Source organism: Inhella inkyongensis, from assembly GCF_005952805.1.
Taxonomy (GTDB): Bacteria; Pseudomonadota; Gammaproteobacteria; order Burkholderiales; family Burkholderiaceae_C; genus Inhella; species Inhella inkyongensis.
On the sequence record NZ_CP040709.1, the window covers coordinates 4,009,958 to 4,025,889 of the forward strand.

A 15,932-nucleotide genomic window follows, 5' to 3' on the forward strand; every position below is an offset into this window, starting at 1 on the left:
TGCCCTTGATTTCGCGGGCAGTGCTTTGCGCACACTGCGGCCCGCTTCGTCGGCAGCTTGCCGATGTTGACCACAAGAAATCAGGGAAAGCCGCAGCACCGCTCGCGGCGTCGAGATGCTGTCCATTGCCACGGCCGCGCAGAGCGCCGCCCCATCCATTGCTGATCCCCAGACCGCCCTGCCGAGCGCCTGCTTGCAAGCCCTCTGCGTTCTGGCCCGCCTGCAGCAAGTGGCCGCCGAGCCCGAGGCCTTGGCGCATGCGCTGGGTCTCGCGCCTTCGGATGCGGTGGGTGAGAGCGAACTGCTGCTTGCCGCCAAGCACCTCGGGCTGAAGGCCAAGATCAGCCGCAGCACGGTGGAGCGCTTGACGCTCACGCCGCTGCCTGCGCTGGCACGGTTGAACGATGGGCGCTGGGTGGTGCTGGCGCAGTGCGATGGGCAGCGCGTGCTCTTCATGGATCCCGCCGCTGGCGAGGCGAGGCCCACCATCGAGCCGCTTGATGTGTTCGCTACGCAATGGAGCGGCCTGCTGCTCTTGGCCACCAGCCGCGCCACCCTGGCGGGCGAGTTGCGCAAGTTCGATTTCTCCTGGTTCGTGCCGGCCCTGGTGAAGTACCGCCGCCTGTTTGGCGAGGCGCTCTTGGTATCGCTGTTCCTGCAGCTCTTCGCCCTGGTCTCGCCGCTGTTCTTCCAGGTGGTGATGGACAAGGTGTTGGTGCATCGGGGCACCAGCACCCTGGATGTATTGGTTGTGGGCTTGGTGGTGGTGGTGCTGTTCGAGAGCGTGCTGAACCTGCTGCGCACCTATGTGTTCAGCCACACCACCAGCCGCATCGATGTGGAGCTCGGCGCACAGTTGTTCCGGCACTTGTTGGCGCTGCCGCTGGCCTACTTTCAGGCGCGCCGGGTGGGCGATTCGATTGCCCGCGTGCGCGAGCTGGAGAACATCCGCCAGTTCCTGACCGGCAACGCCCTGACCCTGGTGCTGGACCTGCTGTTCTCGGTGGTCTTCATTGCGGTGATGTTTGCCTACAGCGCACAGCTCACGCTGATCGTGCTCGTGTCGCTGCCGCTTTATGTGGGCATCAGTTTGCTTGTCGTGCCGGTGCTGCGCGCGCGCCTGGACGAGAAGTTCGCGCGCGGCGCCGAGAACCAGTCGCTCTTGGTGGAGACGGTCACCGGCATCCAGACCGTGAAGGCCAGCGCGCTTGAACCCCAGATGGCCAGGCGCTGGGAGAGCCAGCTCGCCGCCTATGTGGCGGCCAGCTTCAAGACCTCGACCCTGGCCTCTTACGGGCACGAGGGCATCAATCTGATTGGCAAGCTGATCAATGCCGCCACGCTGTGGTTTGGTGCGCATCTAGTGATGGACGGCCAGCTCACCGTGGGCCAGTTCGTGGCTTTCAATATGTTTGCCGGCCGGGTGGCCCAGCCCATCATGCGCATTGCGCAGATGTGGACAGACTTCCAGCAGACCGGCATCTCGATGGCGCGGCTGGGCGACATCCTGAACACGCGCAGCGAGCTGCCCGCCAAGAGTGCGAGCCCCTTGCCCCGTGTGCAGGGCCGCGTGACGCTTGATGGTGTGAGCTTTCGGTATCGGCCCGATGCGGCGCCGGTCTTGCAGGGCGTGAGCCTGGACGTGCAGCCCGGCGAGGTGATCGGCATCGTCGGCCGCTCGGGCTCGGGCAAGAGCACCTTGACCAAGCTGATCCAACGCCTCTATGTGCCAGAAAGCGGCCACATCCGCGTGGACGGCCAGGACATTGCGCTCATCGACGCCGCCCAGCTGCGCCGGCAAGTGGGCGTGGTGCTGCAGGAGAACATGCTGTTCAACCGCAGCGTGCGCGAGAACATCGCCATTGCCGACCCCGGCGCCCCGCTGGAGGCCGTGATTGAGGCCGCCAAACAGGCGGGAGCGCACGAGTTCATCGGCGAGCTGGCCGAGGGCTATGACACCGTGGTGGGCGAGCAGGGCAGCGCCTTGAGCGGCGGCCAGCGCCAGCGCATCGCCATTGCCCGGGCGCTGTTTTCCAACCCGCGCATCCTGATCTTTGACGAGGCCACCAGCGCCTTGGACTACGAGAGCGAGGCCATCATCCAGCGCAATATGCGCCGCATCTGCCAGGGGCGCACGGTGTTCATCATTGCGCATCGGCTCAGTGCGGTGCGGCAGGCCAACCGCATCATCGCGATGGAGCGCGGGCGGATTGTGGAGATGGGCTCGCATGAGGAACTGCTGTCCCGGCCGGGTGGGGTGTATGCGCATTTGTGGCGGGTGCAGTCGCAGGGGCTGGACGAAGGGTCTTCGTCATGACGCGCCTTGTGTCTTTCTCCCAGCCCGCCCGGAATTCGCCCGGGCCGGCGACCTACTTTCTTCGCTTCGCCGAAGAAAGTAGGCAAAGAAGGGCGACCCCGATGCGCAGCCCCTTGGCTTCGCCAAGGGGTCCCCTGCGATGCTCGCGAGCCAGAGCCAGCGCGGAACGCGCTGCGCTCGCAAGCTCGCTTCGCTTGAACGGCCGCGCCGAGTCAGTTGGGGATGCGCGCTGCGCGCGCGCTCTGACTCGCTGTGCTTCTCGGCAGCGCATAGGGGACCCCGCGAAACGGAGCGGCTGATTGAAGTCCGGGCTGTTCGACTGTTTTGGGGCTCCCTATGCCAAGCCGAGGAGCACAGGAGTGCAGACCCGCGCGCGCGGCGCGCCACGTGAACTGACTCGGCGCGGCCGTCCAAACGCAGTGAGCGCAGCGAACGGAGTGCGTTCCGCGCCGGGGTCTGCAATCCGAGCACCGCAGGGAACCGCTCGCCGCAGGCGAGCGGCGCCGGCATCGGGGGTCGCCTTTCTCTTTCCCCCTTTCTCTTTGGCGACGCAAAGAGAAAGGGGTCGGGGTGTGGGGTTGAAGACCCCACGGGCTCTCCCGCAATACGAACTGAAATGAAAACGCAAGTGAACCCCATCCCCCCAGCCCACCCGGCCCTGGACCTCCTGCGCAAATACGCAGCCATCTTCCAAGCCGCCTGGGCCCAGCGCCACGAACTCGCCGGCCCCAAGCGCTTGGCCGACGAACAAGCCTTCCTGCCCGCCGCCCTGGCCCTGCAGGAAACCCCGCCGCATCCGGCCCCGCGCCGCGCCATGCTGACGATCTGCGCGCTCTTTCTGATCGCCCTGGTCTGGGCCCTCGTCGGCCAGCTCGACATCGTCGCCGTGGCCCAGGGCCAGGTGGTAGTGAGCCAGCGCAGCAAGACACTGCAGCCGCTGGAAACCAGTGTGGTCAAGGCCATCCATGTGAAGGAAGGCGACGTGGGGCAGGCCGGCCAGCTGCTGATCGAACTGGACGCCACCGCCCAAGGGGCCGATGCCAGCCGCGTGGCCCAAGAGCTGGACGCCGCCCGCAGCGAGGCCCTGCGCAGCCAGGCCCTACTGCAGGCCCTGAACCAGGGCGGCCAACCGCAGCTCAAGAGCCCTGAGCTCAAGGCCGAGGCCCGGGCCAGCGCGCAGCACCAACTGCAGTCCGAGTGGGCCGACGTCCAAGCCAAGCTCGGCAAGCTGCAGGCCGAGGCCCAGCGCCGCCAGGCCGAGCTGGCCACCGCCGAACAGGTGGTGGCCAAGCTCAGCACCACCCTGCCGCTGGCCCGCGAGCGCGAGCGAGACTACCAGTCACTCTCCACCCAAGGCTTCATTGGCGGCCACGCCACCCAAGACCGCCAGCGCGAGCGCATCGAACTGGAACGCGACCTCGCCACCGCCCGCGCCCGCCAGCTCGAAGCCCAGGCCAGCGTGCGCGAGGCGCACAGCAATGCCCAGGCCTACCGCGCCGAGCTGCTCAAGACCCTGCACGAACGCCAGGCCGCCGGGCTCTTGAAGATCGGCCAGCTCAGCGAAGAAGGCAGCAAGGCCCAGCTGCGCCAGCAGCTCACTCAGCTACGGGCGCCTGTGGCCGGCGTGGTGCAACAACTGGCCGTGCACACCGCCGGCGGCGTCGTCACCCCGGCGCAGCCGCTGCTGGTGCTTGTTCCGCAAGACGCCGAAGTGACCGCCGAGGTGACGCTCGAGAACAAGGACATCGGCTTTGTGCGCGTGGGTCAAACGGCCGAGGTCAAGCTCGAAACCTTCCCCTTCACCCGCTACGGCACGGTGCCGGCCACGGTCACGCGCATCAGTGCCGATGCAGTGCACGACGAGAAGCGCGGCGCGCTCTTCATGGCCACGCTCAGGTTGGACAAGACCGCGCTGGAGGTCGAGGGCCTGCGCATCGCCCTGAGCCCAGGGATGAATTTGGCAGCCGAGGTGAAGACGGGCAAACGCAGGGTCATCGAGTATTTGCTGAATCCAGTGCAGACCCGTACCCACGACGCCGCGCGCGAACGTTGATTGTCAACATCACACATTGCAGCCCTCAAGTAGGACGTTCATGAAACTCAAAAACTACTTCATCGCCGGCATCAGTGCCTTCGGTGCCTTGCTTATGTCGCCTGCGCGCTGTGACGTAAATCAAAAAACTAGCAACAATCCTGACTGGCAAGCAGCCACTGCAAATGAAACCACAGGGTGGATTCTTGCAAATCAGAAGACTCTCGTGATTGGCCAAGAAATTCCATCATCACCTCCGCTAAATGGCACAGTAAGGTGCCATCAATCCCCACACGAAATTCGATGTACCGCCAGCGCGATCGACAATCTCAACGAAACTCTTGTTTCATTCAATCTCTCGGCACGGGCGCGCAACAGTCTTTATCCGGAAAAAGTCGTCTCTGGAGGGCTTCTTTTCCACAACACGACATGCTCGACTCCACTGGTTGATTGGATTCGAGCCTATGGCCGCGCGGGCCGTCCCACACATTCCCACCCCTATGGCCACCAAGACCCAAGAGACACACTAACAATAACGCGCCATGGAGGCCAAGGACCCGATTCACACACAGCCATACTATTCGAAAGTCGAACAGTCGACGCTACCCAAAACTCCTGCGGCCTCACCTACCATCTCCCTTAATATGCTCACAGAACAAAATATGGAAATTGAAGTCCAACCACTCAGCCCAGAGATGAATTTGGGTGCGCGATTGAATATTTACAGAATCCTGTGCAAGTCCGCACAAAGAAGCCACAAGGGAGCATCAAATAGTAAAGCACAGGAACTCATGAGTTGCCAGCCATCAATTCATCAGCACAACGGACCTTCAACACAAATAGCGAAAGCCGTTATATGAACACTCCTACCCGCCCACCCCAAGGGCGCAAACTCTCCGGACTGTTAGTTAGTGTGCACTTGATCGCCATTGCCCCAGTCATGGCCAGCACTGAGTCCACGCTGCCAATGGCTTCGTTATCACAGGTCGACGAACTGAGGGATGCTCTTTCTTATTTTGATCGGAAATTACGCGCCGATCAGGTAATTCAGCTCAACTCCGGAATCCACGGCGGCACGGCGAACTGTGAACAGTTTGCACATTCATTCTACGAATGCCGGCAGCAGCAGGGCTCTGCATTCACTGCCGTGGCGCGATCCATCTACTCCCCCGTCATCAACTTCATTCGAAAGAACCCTAACAGGACGGCTGGCGACGCACCTTTGGTCGACTTTTCATTTCCTGTTGAACATCTCAACATTATCTTGGTTTTGAATGAAACCAAATGCTTCTCCTCGTCACAAATCCGGAGCGCGCTCGTACCAGGCGCCGCAGAAGATTTGCCCCATCGCGACTATATACCGCACTACCCTCCGGGAATTACGCCACCCAGTCACTTGGAAATCTTGAGCGCACTCCCAAGGGGGACGCGATATCAAACCACCGAGGGGAGCACCCTGTATCGCATAGAAATCACAGAACGAACCAACAATGGCGTTGCAATGCGCCCCCAGTGCGCAAAGAGCATTGAGATTTCCCACACCAGATGGATGCATTAAATTGAGCCAAGTCATCACCAACCCGTCAGACACCCCTTCCTTACTTTCCGCACTTGAAGCAGTTCTCACGGCTAGCGGAAATAGAGCGCTGCTTGCGGCATTTCAAAGCATCCGCGGGCAAATCGAGTGGCACCCTACCGCAACAGACTACAACTCAGAAACAGGGATCATTAGAATCAGCCCTATTTCGATAGCAGCATATGGCGCTCACAGCTCCTTTGCCTCAGCGCTTCAGAGTTTATTTTCTCACGAATATGGCCATCACCACACCGCGCAAGTCATACGGGACAATTGGAATAGCTCACTCAACACATCGGATGCCACCCAAGTCATCCGCAACCATCATGTAAACGAGGCGGCGGCCCTTGCCTACCAGATACTCAATAAGGGCTTTTTCCAGGGTGCGGCCTACACGGCAGAGGAGTCCAATTACACCACCTTTTATTCCTCGCTCATGGAAGTCGTCAATCGCGGGGATGCCTCACTTGAGGGTGCGTTTGATAAACTGGTTCAGTACATAGCGGATCATCGACAGGCGAACCCACTCCATCTAGATTCTGCACTCAATTATCTGAACGACATCATCCGCGCCAGGGCCGCCTCCAATCCTCTATTTATTGACAATCTCTTCGGCCGACAGCCGCCGCGCGGCCCAGGCATCACGTCTATCTCCGTTAGTACCGGTGGTTTTCTGGCCTATGGCTCCTTCAGTTCACCGTCAAGCGCTGGTGCCCCACTTGCACCCATGTTTGGCGGCACCAAAACCGTCATCATCATTCGGGATGGCGTGGAGATTTACAACGGCCCGATGCAACTACCCGATGGCCCCCTTACCGCTCCAGACGTTTCCAACCTGACTCAGCTGAGCCAAGTTGCTGGGCAGCTCGCATCAGGCTCTGGCGGCAGCGCTGTCGCCGGGCAAATTCTTGGTGGTATTTCGACACCGGTGCCATCCGAGTTGACGACACTCCAACTCAATGCCTTCCTGGCCCAATACAGCCGAATTCACAACATCGAATTGGGCATCATGACGCCATCAACCGCGTTGACCAAACTTGGGTTCACCAGTGTGTTCAATCGAGGTTCCATGGATGCGACCTATGGCAATTTGATTCTGGGGAATCCACGCGCTGGCATTACACGCAGCGCCGAAGAAGAAATGGCCAAGTTCATCGAGGACTTGATTCAGTTCATCGTCTTCGAATCGTCAAAGCCGAACTATTTGCGCGCCAGGCCACTTCCAGGCAATGACGCCGAAGCCCAGGCCACGCCGGAACTGGCAGCACCCAGCTCAGCCGACGGCAAAGCACCGTCCTCTCAGAACTCCCCGACGCAATCCCCTGTTGCAGGCATGCAGACCACCCGAGACGATCACCCCGAGTCTGTGCCTGAAGCGCTGGAGCGCAGGATGCCCGTCGAGTTCAGCAGCGAGGCTTACGCGGCCGCACTGATTGAGGCCATGGCAGGCGGGGCGGTGGCGGCAACGGGTGGTCTTGCCCTGCGCCAATTCGGCGCCTTCGAAGAGCTCGGTACACCGGGCTTTGTTCCCGAGCGCATGGAGAACTCGCTTCCGCTCAGCGTCCCGCTCTGAGAGGCAAGCCCCGCCACTGCTTCGCTCACCGCCCTTTGGTCTGCATTGGAGATTTCATCCATGAGTAGAGTCACTTTCACCGTCTTCGCGCTCGGCATCAGCAGCGCGCTGACAGGCTGCTTGGCTACCGCACCGCAATCCTTGCTGTCTGGCATTCCCGAAACCCGCGCCGACGCGCAACTCTCGCCGGTGCGAATTCTTGAAGTCGACGGCAGGTCGCAGTTCGAGATGGGGCTCATCGATATTCAGGTAGAGCCTGGCATACGCGTATTGCGCTTGGCCTCGGCCGCCGGGGGGCGTGCGGGGGTGGTGCGGGAGCAGAACGTGGCCTTCCGGGTTGAACCCTGCACCCGATATGCGTTGGCGGCGCGCCGAGAGACTTCGATGCAAAGGGACTGGGAATTGGTGATCGACCGTCAAGAGCGCGTCCGCGGTTGCCAGCCTGACGCCGAGTTGCAGAAGGCCACCAAAGCGGCCCAGCCCCACACCACGCCCTAACCAGGGCAAGACCATGCTTTCCAGCACCCAGGCTTTCCCCATCCTCCCCACCTAGGGTTCTCGCCTAGACTGCGCGCCGGCTGGCCGTCCGGGCCTGCCCTCAACCCACCCCGCCTTTCGGCGGGGGAGTTTTGCCCCACCCAAGGTGGGTCAAGCATCACCCCGCCACCGGCGGGGTTCGTTTTGTTGGCTTAGCTGTTTTCGAGAAGGAGCCGCCCCATGACGGCTTATCTGATCCGCCGGATCTGGCAAATGATCCCCACGCTGCTGGGCGTGGTTTTGCTGGTGTTCTTCCTGTTCAAGTGGTTCGGCGGTGATCCGGCCGAAATCCTCGGTGGCCTCTCCGCCACGCAGGCGCAGATTGAGTCGATCCGCGAGCAGCTGGGCCTGAACCGTCCGGTGTGGGAACAGCTGTGGATCTTCATCAAGCAGATCGTCACCTTCGACTGGGGCAAGAGCTGGGCCACCAATGAGGCGGTGAGTTCGCTGTTCATGAGCCGCATGCCGGCGTCGCTGACGGTGATGCTGCCCATCCTGATCCTGGAAGTGCTGCTGGCCATTCCGTTTGCGATGGCGGTGGCCTATGTGCGCGGCAGCCTGACCGACCGCACCGTGATGGTGCTGACCACCGTGGCGGTGTCGATCTCGCTGCTGGTCTATGTGATCGTCGGCCAGTATGTGTTCGCCTTCCGCCTGGGCTGGTTCCCGGTGCAGGGCTGGAGCGACTCGCTGTGGACCAACCTGACCACCTATGCCCCGCTGCCGGTGCTGGTGGCGGTTCTGGTGGCGCTGTCGCCCTACACGCGGCTGTACCGCAGCTTCTTCCTGGATGAGATCGGCCACGACTATGTGCGCACCGCGCGCGCCAAGGGCCTGGGCGAGAAGACCATCCTGTTCAAGCATGTGCTGCGCAACGCCATGATCCCGATCATGACCAACATCTCCGTGGCCCTGCCCGGTGTGTTTGTGGGCAGCTTCCTGCTGGAGGTGTTCTTCTCGATCCCGGGTCTGGGCCGCGAGATCCTGCTGGCCGTGAACCGGTCGGACTACCCGGTGATCCAGGCCTTCGCGATCTATCTGTCGGTCATCACCATGGTGGTGAACCTGATTACCGACGTTTTGTACAAGCTGGTTGACCCGCGAGTTGTCCTGAAATGAGCGCCGCTGTCATGACTTCGAATCAAGCCCCTGCCGCCAAGTCGCAGGGTGTGTGGGCGGCGGCCTGGAAGCGCCTGTGCGCTGACCGCGTGGGCATGGTCTGCATGGGCATCGTGGCGGCCTTCATGCTGCTGGTGGGCCTGACCCTGGTGGGCGTGGTAGCCGAGGATTGGCAGGCCGAAGTGGGCGTGCCCAACGCGCCGCCGCACATCGTCGGCCCCATGCCGCCCGAGGCCACCGGCGCGATTGCCGTGCCCACCGGGCCGAATGTGGACATCTCGGACATCGACCCGCTGGCGCCCAAGTACAAGGAATGGGAAGAGGCGGCCAAGAAGTACAAGACCGTTGAGACGGTGAAAGCCGAAACCCTGCTGCTGGGCGGCGACCGCCTGGGCCGCGACATCCTGCAGAAGGTCATCAAGGGCGCCGAGGTGTCGATCGTGGTGGGCCTGCTGGCTGCCCTGGTGGCCACGGTCATCGGCACCCTGCTGGGCGCGCTAAGCGGCTTCTTCGGCGGCAAGGTGGGCGATCTGCTGGAGTGGGTCTACAACGTCTTCACCGCCATCCCGTCCATCCTCCTGATCTTCGCCTTCGCGGTGATCTTCGGCCGCGGCGTGCTGTCGGTGGTGATGATCCTGGGCCTGACGGGCTGGACCGGCATCTACCGCCTGGTGCGGGCCGAGTTCATGAAACACCGTCAGCGTGAGTACGTGCGGGCGGCCGAGGCCATCGGCGCGTCGACCTCCTCGCGCATGTTCAAGCACATCCTGCCGAACGTCTCGCACGTGGCCCTGGTGCAGCTCTCGCTGCATGTGGTGAGCTTCATCAAGAGCGAGGTGATCCTGAGCTATCTGGGCCTGGGCGTCTCGGTCGACCAGGTCAGCTGGGGCACCATGTTGTCGGAAGCCCAGAGCGAGCTGATCCTGGGTTACTGGTGGCAGCTGGCGGCGGTGACCGCCTTCATGGCGGTGTTTGTGACGGCGTTTGCGCTCTTTACCGATGCCTTGCGCGACGCACTTGACCCGAAGCTCCGCGGTCTGGAATAAGAGGGTCGAATCATGTTGTTGAGCATTCAAGACCTGAAGGTCGCCTTCCGCATGGGCAAGAGCGGCGGGCAGATGCAGCGCCAGCTGGCCGTCAAGGGCATCAGCTTTGATGTGCCTGAAAACAGCACCGTGGCCCTGGTGGGCGAGTCGGGCTCGGGCAAGTCGGTCACGGCCATGTCCATCCTGAACCTGCTGCCCGAGAACGCCGAGCGTTCGGGTCGCATCCTGTTCCAGGGCCGCGACCTGCTGCAGGCCGCGCCGCGCGAACTGCGCGCGATCCGCGGCAAGGACATCGCCTGCGTGTTCCAGGACCCGATGAGCTCGCTGAACCCGGTGTTCACCATCGGCCAGCAGCTCTGCGAGCCGCTGATGCAGCACCTGAAGATGGGTGCGCGCGCGGCCTGGACGCGGGCCGAGGAACTGCTGGCCGAGGTCGGCATCCCCGAGCCCAAGCGCCGCATGAAGGCCTACCCGCATGAACTGAGCGGCGGCCAGCAGCAGCGCGTGATGATCGCCATGGCGCTGGCCTGCGAGCCCAAGCTGCTGATTGCCGACGAGCCCACGACGGCGCTCGATGTGACCATCCAGCGCCAGGTGATGGAGCTGATGGGCAAGCTCAAGGACAAGCACAAGATGAGCATGCTGTTCATCAGCCACGATCTCGGCGTGGTGGGTGAGATCAGCGACCATGTGGTGGTGATGCGCCATGGCGAGGTGCGCGAAAAGGCACCCGTGGCGGCCATCTTCGCCAGCCCACAGGACGGCTACACCAAGGCCCTGCTGGCCTGCCGGCCCTCGCTTGAAGAGAACCCGGCCCGTCTGATGGTCATCGACGACCACATCGCCGGCAAGGCCGCGCAGGGCCAGGGCAAGGCCAAGGACCCCAACGCCCCGGTGGTGCTGCGCGCCAAGGGCCTGAGGAAGAGCTTCTGGTTCAAAGAAGGCCTGTTCGGCAAGAAGGAATTCAAGGCCGTCAAGGGCGTGGATTTCGAGCTGCGAAAGGGCCATACCCTGGGCGTAGTGGGCGAGTCCGGTTCGGGCAAGACCACCATGGGCCTGACCCTGCTGCGCTTGCACGAGCCCACCGGCGGCGAGGTGCTGTTCGAGGGGCAGGACCTCCTGAAGATGACCGGTCCGGACTGGCAAAAGATGCGCCGCCGCATCCAGGTGGTGTTCCAAAACCCCTATGCCAGCCTGAACCCACGCTTCACCATCCAGCAAACTCTGCTGGAGCCGATGGAGATCCACGGCATTGGTGCCAACCACGCCGATCGTCTGGCCCGTGCCACCGCGCTGATCACCAAGGTCGGCATGCCGGTGGAGGCGCTGCAAAAGTACCCGCACGAGTTCTCGGGTGGCCAACGCCAGCGCATCGCCATCGCGCGCTGCCTGACGCTGAACCCCGAAATCCTGGTGCTGGACGAGGCCGTCTCGGCGCTCGATGTGTCGGTGCAGGCCCAGGTGCTGAACCTGCTCAAGGACCTGCAGGACGAGTTGGGCCTCTCCTACATCTTCATCAGCCACGACCTGGCCGTCGTGAAGTTCATCAGCGACGAGGTGCTGGTGATGCAGAACGGCGATGTGGTGGAACAGGCCCCGGTGCAAGAGCTGATGGCCAACCCGCGCATGGACTACACGCGCAAGCTCCTGGGTGCGGTGCCGCGCGGGTATCAGGCATAGCCCCCCCGAAGCGGCTACGCCGCCTCCCCCCCCAGGGGGGCTGAGCCCGGACAGCGACAGTCCTGAGGACTGTCGCTGCCTGACGATGGCCAAGGGCTCTTCCCTTGGCGCCGCCAGCGGCCCGGCAAAGCCGGTTCCGCGGCGGCTGCCTGATTTCGGGCTGCGCCCTCGACAGTTCGATCCAACTGGGCCGCAGTTCGTCGCTTTGAGGGCTTGGCGGGCCTGCGGGCTGCCTAGAGTCGCGGCCTTTCAACCTGAAGGCCCTCAACATGAACGCACTCCGCCTCGCCCTCGCCGCCGCCCTGACCCTGCTGTCCAGCGCCTGCATCGTGCTGCCCAACGACGTCGTGAAGCACGACGCCGACAGCCTGGCGCAGATGAGCGAACAGGCACACAAGACTTGCGGCGCCGGCAACGTCAAGGAAGTGACCCGCAAGGGCTTTGAGTGCAAGTGACCCTAGAAACGGCAGCTGGACACGGTTGAGTGCGCCGTGATGCGGCGGGCTGGCAAGGCGCGCGGACGCGGCGGGCGCGCGGACGCGGCGGGCGCGCGGACGCGGCGGGCTCGCGCCCGCAAGGACAAGCAACGCCGCCAGCGTGTCGCAGCGCGGTGCAATCGGCCGTGTAGCGCTCTCACCCAATTGGTGACGGCTGTCGTGAGCAAGTTTCGCTGCAGGGCTGCGGGCTGGCATGCGGAGGCAAGCGGTCAACTGCCGTTTCTAGGGTCACCCTGCCTATGATGCGCGGAACCCCACGCCCGGAGTTCCGATGCGCCAACTGCCCGGCCTCGATGCCCTGTTTCTGCATCTAGAGACGCCTGAGATGCCGATGCATGTCGGCGCCCTGCATCTGTTTGAACTGCCGGCGGGCTTCCGCGGCCAGTGGGTCAACACCCTGCGCAGGCACCTCAAGAGCCGGCTGCCCCATGCGCCGGCCCTGCGCCGCCAACTGGCCGAGCTGCCGCTGAACTTCAGCAATCCGGTTTGGCAGGGTGCTGAGCCGGACCTGCGCCAACACGTGGTGGCACAAGTGCTGCCCGATGGGGCTGGGCTGCCTGAACTCCAGGACGAGGTGGCGCGCCTGCACACCGAGCTGCTGCCGCGCGACCGGCCCCTGTGGAAGTTCCATGTCTTCGAGGGCCTGGCCCCGGCCGCCAATGGGCGCAAACGCGTGGCCCTCTACACCCAGCTGCATCACGCCGCCGTGGACGGTCAGGCTGCCGTGGCTCTGGCTCAAGTGCTGCTGGACCTGACGCCCGAGCCGCGCGAACTGCCGGCGCTGCCCTCACGCAAGAAGAACTCAGGCCACGGCGAGGCCGACCCGCTGCGCACCGCCTTGGGCCTGCAGGCGCGCCAATGGCTGGACCTGGCGCGCAGCCTGCCGGCCAAGGCCGGGGTGCTGAGCGGCCTGGCCGGCGGCGCTGCCAGTGACTGGCTGGGCCAGACCGCCAAGGGCGTGTGGGCCCGATGGACGGGTAAAAGCAAGGGCGGGCCCACCCCACGCCGCCACGGCATGCTGAACCTGGCGCCGCGCACGCGCTTCAATGTGTCCGTGTCCGCCACGCGCAGCTTTGCCGCCCTGAGCCTGCCTCTGATGCCACTGCAGGCCGCCCGCAAGGCCCTGGGTGCCAGCCTGAACGACGCCGTGCTGTGGTTGTGCAGCACGGCACTGCGCGACTACCTGAAGGCCGAGGGCGAGCTGCCGCGCAAGCCGCTGATCGCCGCCGTGCCGGTGTCCATGCGCGAGGCCGGCGACACGCGAGCGAACAACCAGGTCACCATGACCAGCCTGAGCTTGGGCAGCCATCTGGCCGACCCGCTGAAGCGCTTCAAGCACATCCAGGCCGCCAGCCACAGCATGAAGGCGGGCCTGGGCGGGCTCAAGAGTCTGATGCCGCTGGACTTCCCCTCCATCGGTCTGCCCTGGCTGCTGCCCCTGGCCGCGCGCGCCTGGGGCGGCGTGGCCGAGAAGGTGCCCCCGCTGGTGAACCTGGTGATCAGCAATGTGCCGGGTCCCCCGGTGCCGCTCTACCTGGCCGGCGCCCACATGCTGAGCAATGCGCCGGCCTCCATCGTGGTGCATGGCATCGCCCTCAACATCACGGTGCAGACCTATGAGAAGCATCTGGAAGTGGGGCTGATCGCCTGCGGCGAGGCCCTGCCGGATATCGACCGCCTGGCCGCCCTGATGAGCGCGGCGGCCGAGCAGTTCGTCGAGATGGCGGCGGAGTCCTGAAAGGAAGTTGCAACAATCCGCAGCATGCTCAAGCGCCTGCCCCTGCCGCGCCGCCGCCCCAAGGCGGACGCCCAACCCGAACACGAACCGCCCCACCCGTTGCTGCTGCTGCTGGAAGGGCGTGCGCCCTGGGAGTTCGCGGCCCTGATGGCCGCCAGCCCCTGGCTTAAGCATTGGCCGCGGGGCGATGGGCACCCGGTGATGGTGTTTCCCGGCCTGGGCGCCAATGATCTCTCCACGGCGCCGCTGCGCCGCTGGCTCGACAGCCTGGGCTACCAAACCCACCCCTGGGCCCAGGGCTTCAACTTCGGGCCGCGGCCCGGCGTGTTGGAGCAAGCCGAGGCCGATCTGGAACGCATCTTCCAGGCCGACGGCCGCAAGCTCAGTCTGCTGGGCTGGAGTCTGGGCGGCATCTACGCCCGTGAACTGGCCAAGCGCCACCCGCAGTGGGTGCGCAATGTGATCACCCTGGGCACGCCCTTCACCGGCCATCCGCGCGCCACCCACGCCTGGAAGTTCTTCGAGTTCGTCAGCGGCCACGACAGCCACGATGAGGCCACCTTGGCCGGCCTGCGCCAGGCCCCCCCGGTGCCCACCACCTCGATCTACTCGCGCAGCGACGGCGTGGTGAGCTGGCGCTGCAGCGTCAACGAACCGGCCCCCCAGGTTGAGAACATCGAGGTGCACGCCAGCCATCTGGGCCTGGGCCTGAACCCGCTGGCCCTTTATGCCGTGGCGGATCGTCTGGCCCAACCGCCGATGAACTGGCGGCCTTTTGACCCGCGTGGCGCCAAGCGCTGGTTCTACCCGCGATGAAGGTCCGCGTCGGCGCGCTGGACCTGGAGGTCGAGATCGACGGCCCCGCGGAGGGCGAACCGCTGTTGATGATCATGGGCCTGGGCCTGCAGCTCACCAGCTGGCCCGAGGGCCTGGTTCAACAACTGGTTCAGCGCGGCTATCGCGTGATCCGCTACGACCACCGCGACATCGGCCTGAGCAGTCCGCAGGACCATCTGGGTCCACCGCAGCTCACCCGAGCCTTCTGGCGGCAGTGCTTTGGGCTGCCCTTGCACGCGCCATACCGCCTGGCCGACCTGGCCGACGACGCCGCCGGCTTGCTGGCAGCACTGCAGATTCCCGCCGCGCAGGTGGTGGGCATCTCGATGGGCGGCATGGTGGCCCAGCACCTGGCGGCGCGCCATCCGCAACGCATCAAGGGCCTGAATCTGTGGATGAGCAGCCCGGGCGGGCGCTGGCTGCCGCCGCCCAAGGCCCAAATACTGCGCCTGCTGCTCAAGCGGCCTGGACGCGAGCAGATGGACGCGCACTTCGTTCAGCTCTACCGCGCCATCGGCAGCCCCGCCCATCCGGTGCCCGAGGACGAGTTGCAGGCACGGGTGGCAGCCAATCTGGCACGCGCCTACCGTCCGCAGGCCACAGCGCGCCAGATGATCGCCATGGCCGCCGATGGCGACCGCCGTCGCTGGCTGGGCAGCTTGCAGCGCCCCATCCAGGTGCTGCACGGCACGGCCGACCCCCTGCTTCCGGTGGCCCACGGCCGGGCCCTGGCGCGCGCGCTGCCGCAGGCGCAGTACACCGAGTTGCCCACGCTCGGTCACGACCTGCCGCAGGCGCTTTGGCCCCAATTTGTGGCGGCCGTGGAGCGCGCGCACAAGTCATCGACAGGTCGCCCCGAAATGACTTGAACCCAGCGGGGGCGGGCTGGGCGCAGCCCGGACCCGGGGCGCTCAAAAAGCGTGAAATCCTGGGCAAGCCCGGAGGGGAAAGCCCCTAGGACCCGCCTAGGATGTACCTTC

General features: G+C 64.3%; 12 protein-coding genes. All 12 read left to right on the plus strand.

The window, feature by feature from the left end; translation table 11 throughout:
• The first annotated feature begins 115 nt into the window (after window positions 1-115).
• Complete coding sequence (locus FF090_RS18715) at window positions 116-2,317, plus strand: type I secretion system permease/ATPase (protein WP_138858183.1); 2,202 nt, start codon at window positions 116-118, stop codon at window positions 2,315-2,317.
• Window positions 2,318-2,933: 616 nt separating this feature from the next.
• The gene (locus FF090_RS18720) at window positions 2,934-4,370 is read left to right on the plus strand and encodes an HlyD family type I secretion periplasmic adaptor subunit (protein WP_138858184.1); all 1,437 of its coding nucleotides are present in this window, start codon (window positions 2,934-2,936) and stop codon (window positions 4,368-4,370) included.
• Between the two features lie 835 nt (window positions 4,371-5,205).
• Complete coding sequence (locus tag FF090_RS18730; RefSeq protein WP_138858186.1) at window positions 5,206-5,907, plus strand: hypothetical protein; 702 nt, start codon at window positions 5,206-5,208, stop codon at window positions 5,905-5,907.
• Between the two features lies 1 nt (window position 5,908).
• Window positions 5,909-7,498: a hypothetical protein gene (locus FF090_RS18735; RefSeq protein WP_138858187.1), complete on the plus strand. Its 1,590-nt coding sequence runs from the start codon at window positions 5,909-5,911 to the stop codon at window positions 7,496-7,498.
• 60 nt (window positions 7,499-7,558) lie between these two features.
• Entirely contained in the window at window positions 7,559-7,996 is a 438-nt protein-coding gene (locus tag FF090_RS18740) for a hypothetical protein (RefSeq protein ID WP_138858188.1), read from the plus strand.
• A gap of 219 nt (window positions 7,997-8,215) precedes the next feature.
• Complete coding sequence (locus FF090_RS18745; RefSeq protein WP_138858189.1) at window positions 8,216-9,154, plus strand: ABC transporter permease; 939 nt, start codon at window positions 8,216-8,218, stop codon at window positions 9,152-9,154.
• An 11-nt stretch (window positions 9,155-9,165) separates the two neighbouring features.
• Window positions 9,166-10,200: an ABC transporter permease gene (locus FF090_RS18750; RefSeq protein ID WP_138858190.1), complete on the plus strand. Its 1,035-nt coding sequence runs from the start codon at window positions 9,166-9,168 to the stop codon at window positions 10,198-10,200.
• A 12-nt stretch (window positions 10,201-10,212) separates the two neighbouring features.
• The gene (locus tag FF090_RS18755; RefSeq protein WP_138858191.1) at window positions 10,213-11,880 is read left to right on the plus strand and encodes an ABC transporter ATP-binding protein; all 1,668 of its coding nucleotides are present in this window, start codon (window positions 10,213-10,215) and stop codon (window positions 11,878-11,880) included.
• A 269-nt stretch (window positions 11,881-12,149) separates the two neighbouring features.
• Window positions 12,150-12,335: a hypothetical protein gene (locus tag FF090_RS18760; protein WP_138858192.1), complete on the plus strand. Its 186-nt coding sequence runs from the start codon at window positions 12,150-12,152 to the stop codon at window positions 12,333-12,335.
• A gap of 313 nt (window positions 12,336-12,648) precedes the next feature.
• Window positions 12,649-14,115 carry a wax ester/triacylglycerol synthase family O-acyltransferase gene (locus tag FF090_RS18765; RefSeq protein WP_138858193.1) on the plus strand — a complete coding sequence of 489 codons (1,467 nt, stop codon included), beginning with the start codon at window positions 12,649-12,651 and terminating at the stop codon, window positions 14,113-14,115.
• Window positions 14,116-14,139: 24 nt separating this feature from the next.
• On the plus strand, window positions 14,140-14,931 hold the full coding sequence (locus FF090_RS18770; protein WP_217503003.1) for an esterase/lipase family protein: 792 nt from the start codon (window positions 14,140-14,142) through the stop codon (window positions 14,929-14,931).
• Window positions 14,928-15,821: an alpha/beta fold hydrolase gene (locus tag FF090_RS18775; RefSeq protein ID WP_138858194.1), complete on the plus strand. Its 894-nt coding sequence runs from the start codon at window positions 14,928-14,930 to the stop codon at window positions 15,819-15,821. Before FF090_RS18770 ends, FF090_RS18775 begins: the two co-directional genes overlap by 4 nt.
• Window positions 15,822-15,932: the final 111 nt, after the last annotated feature.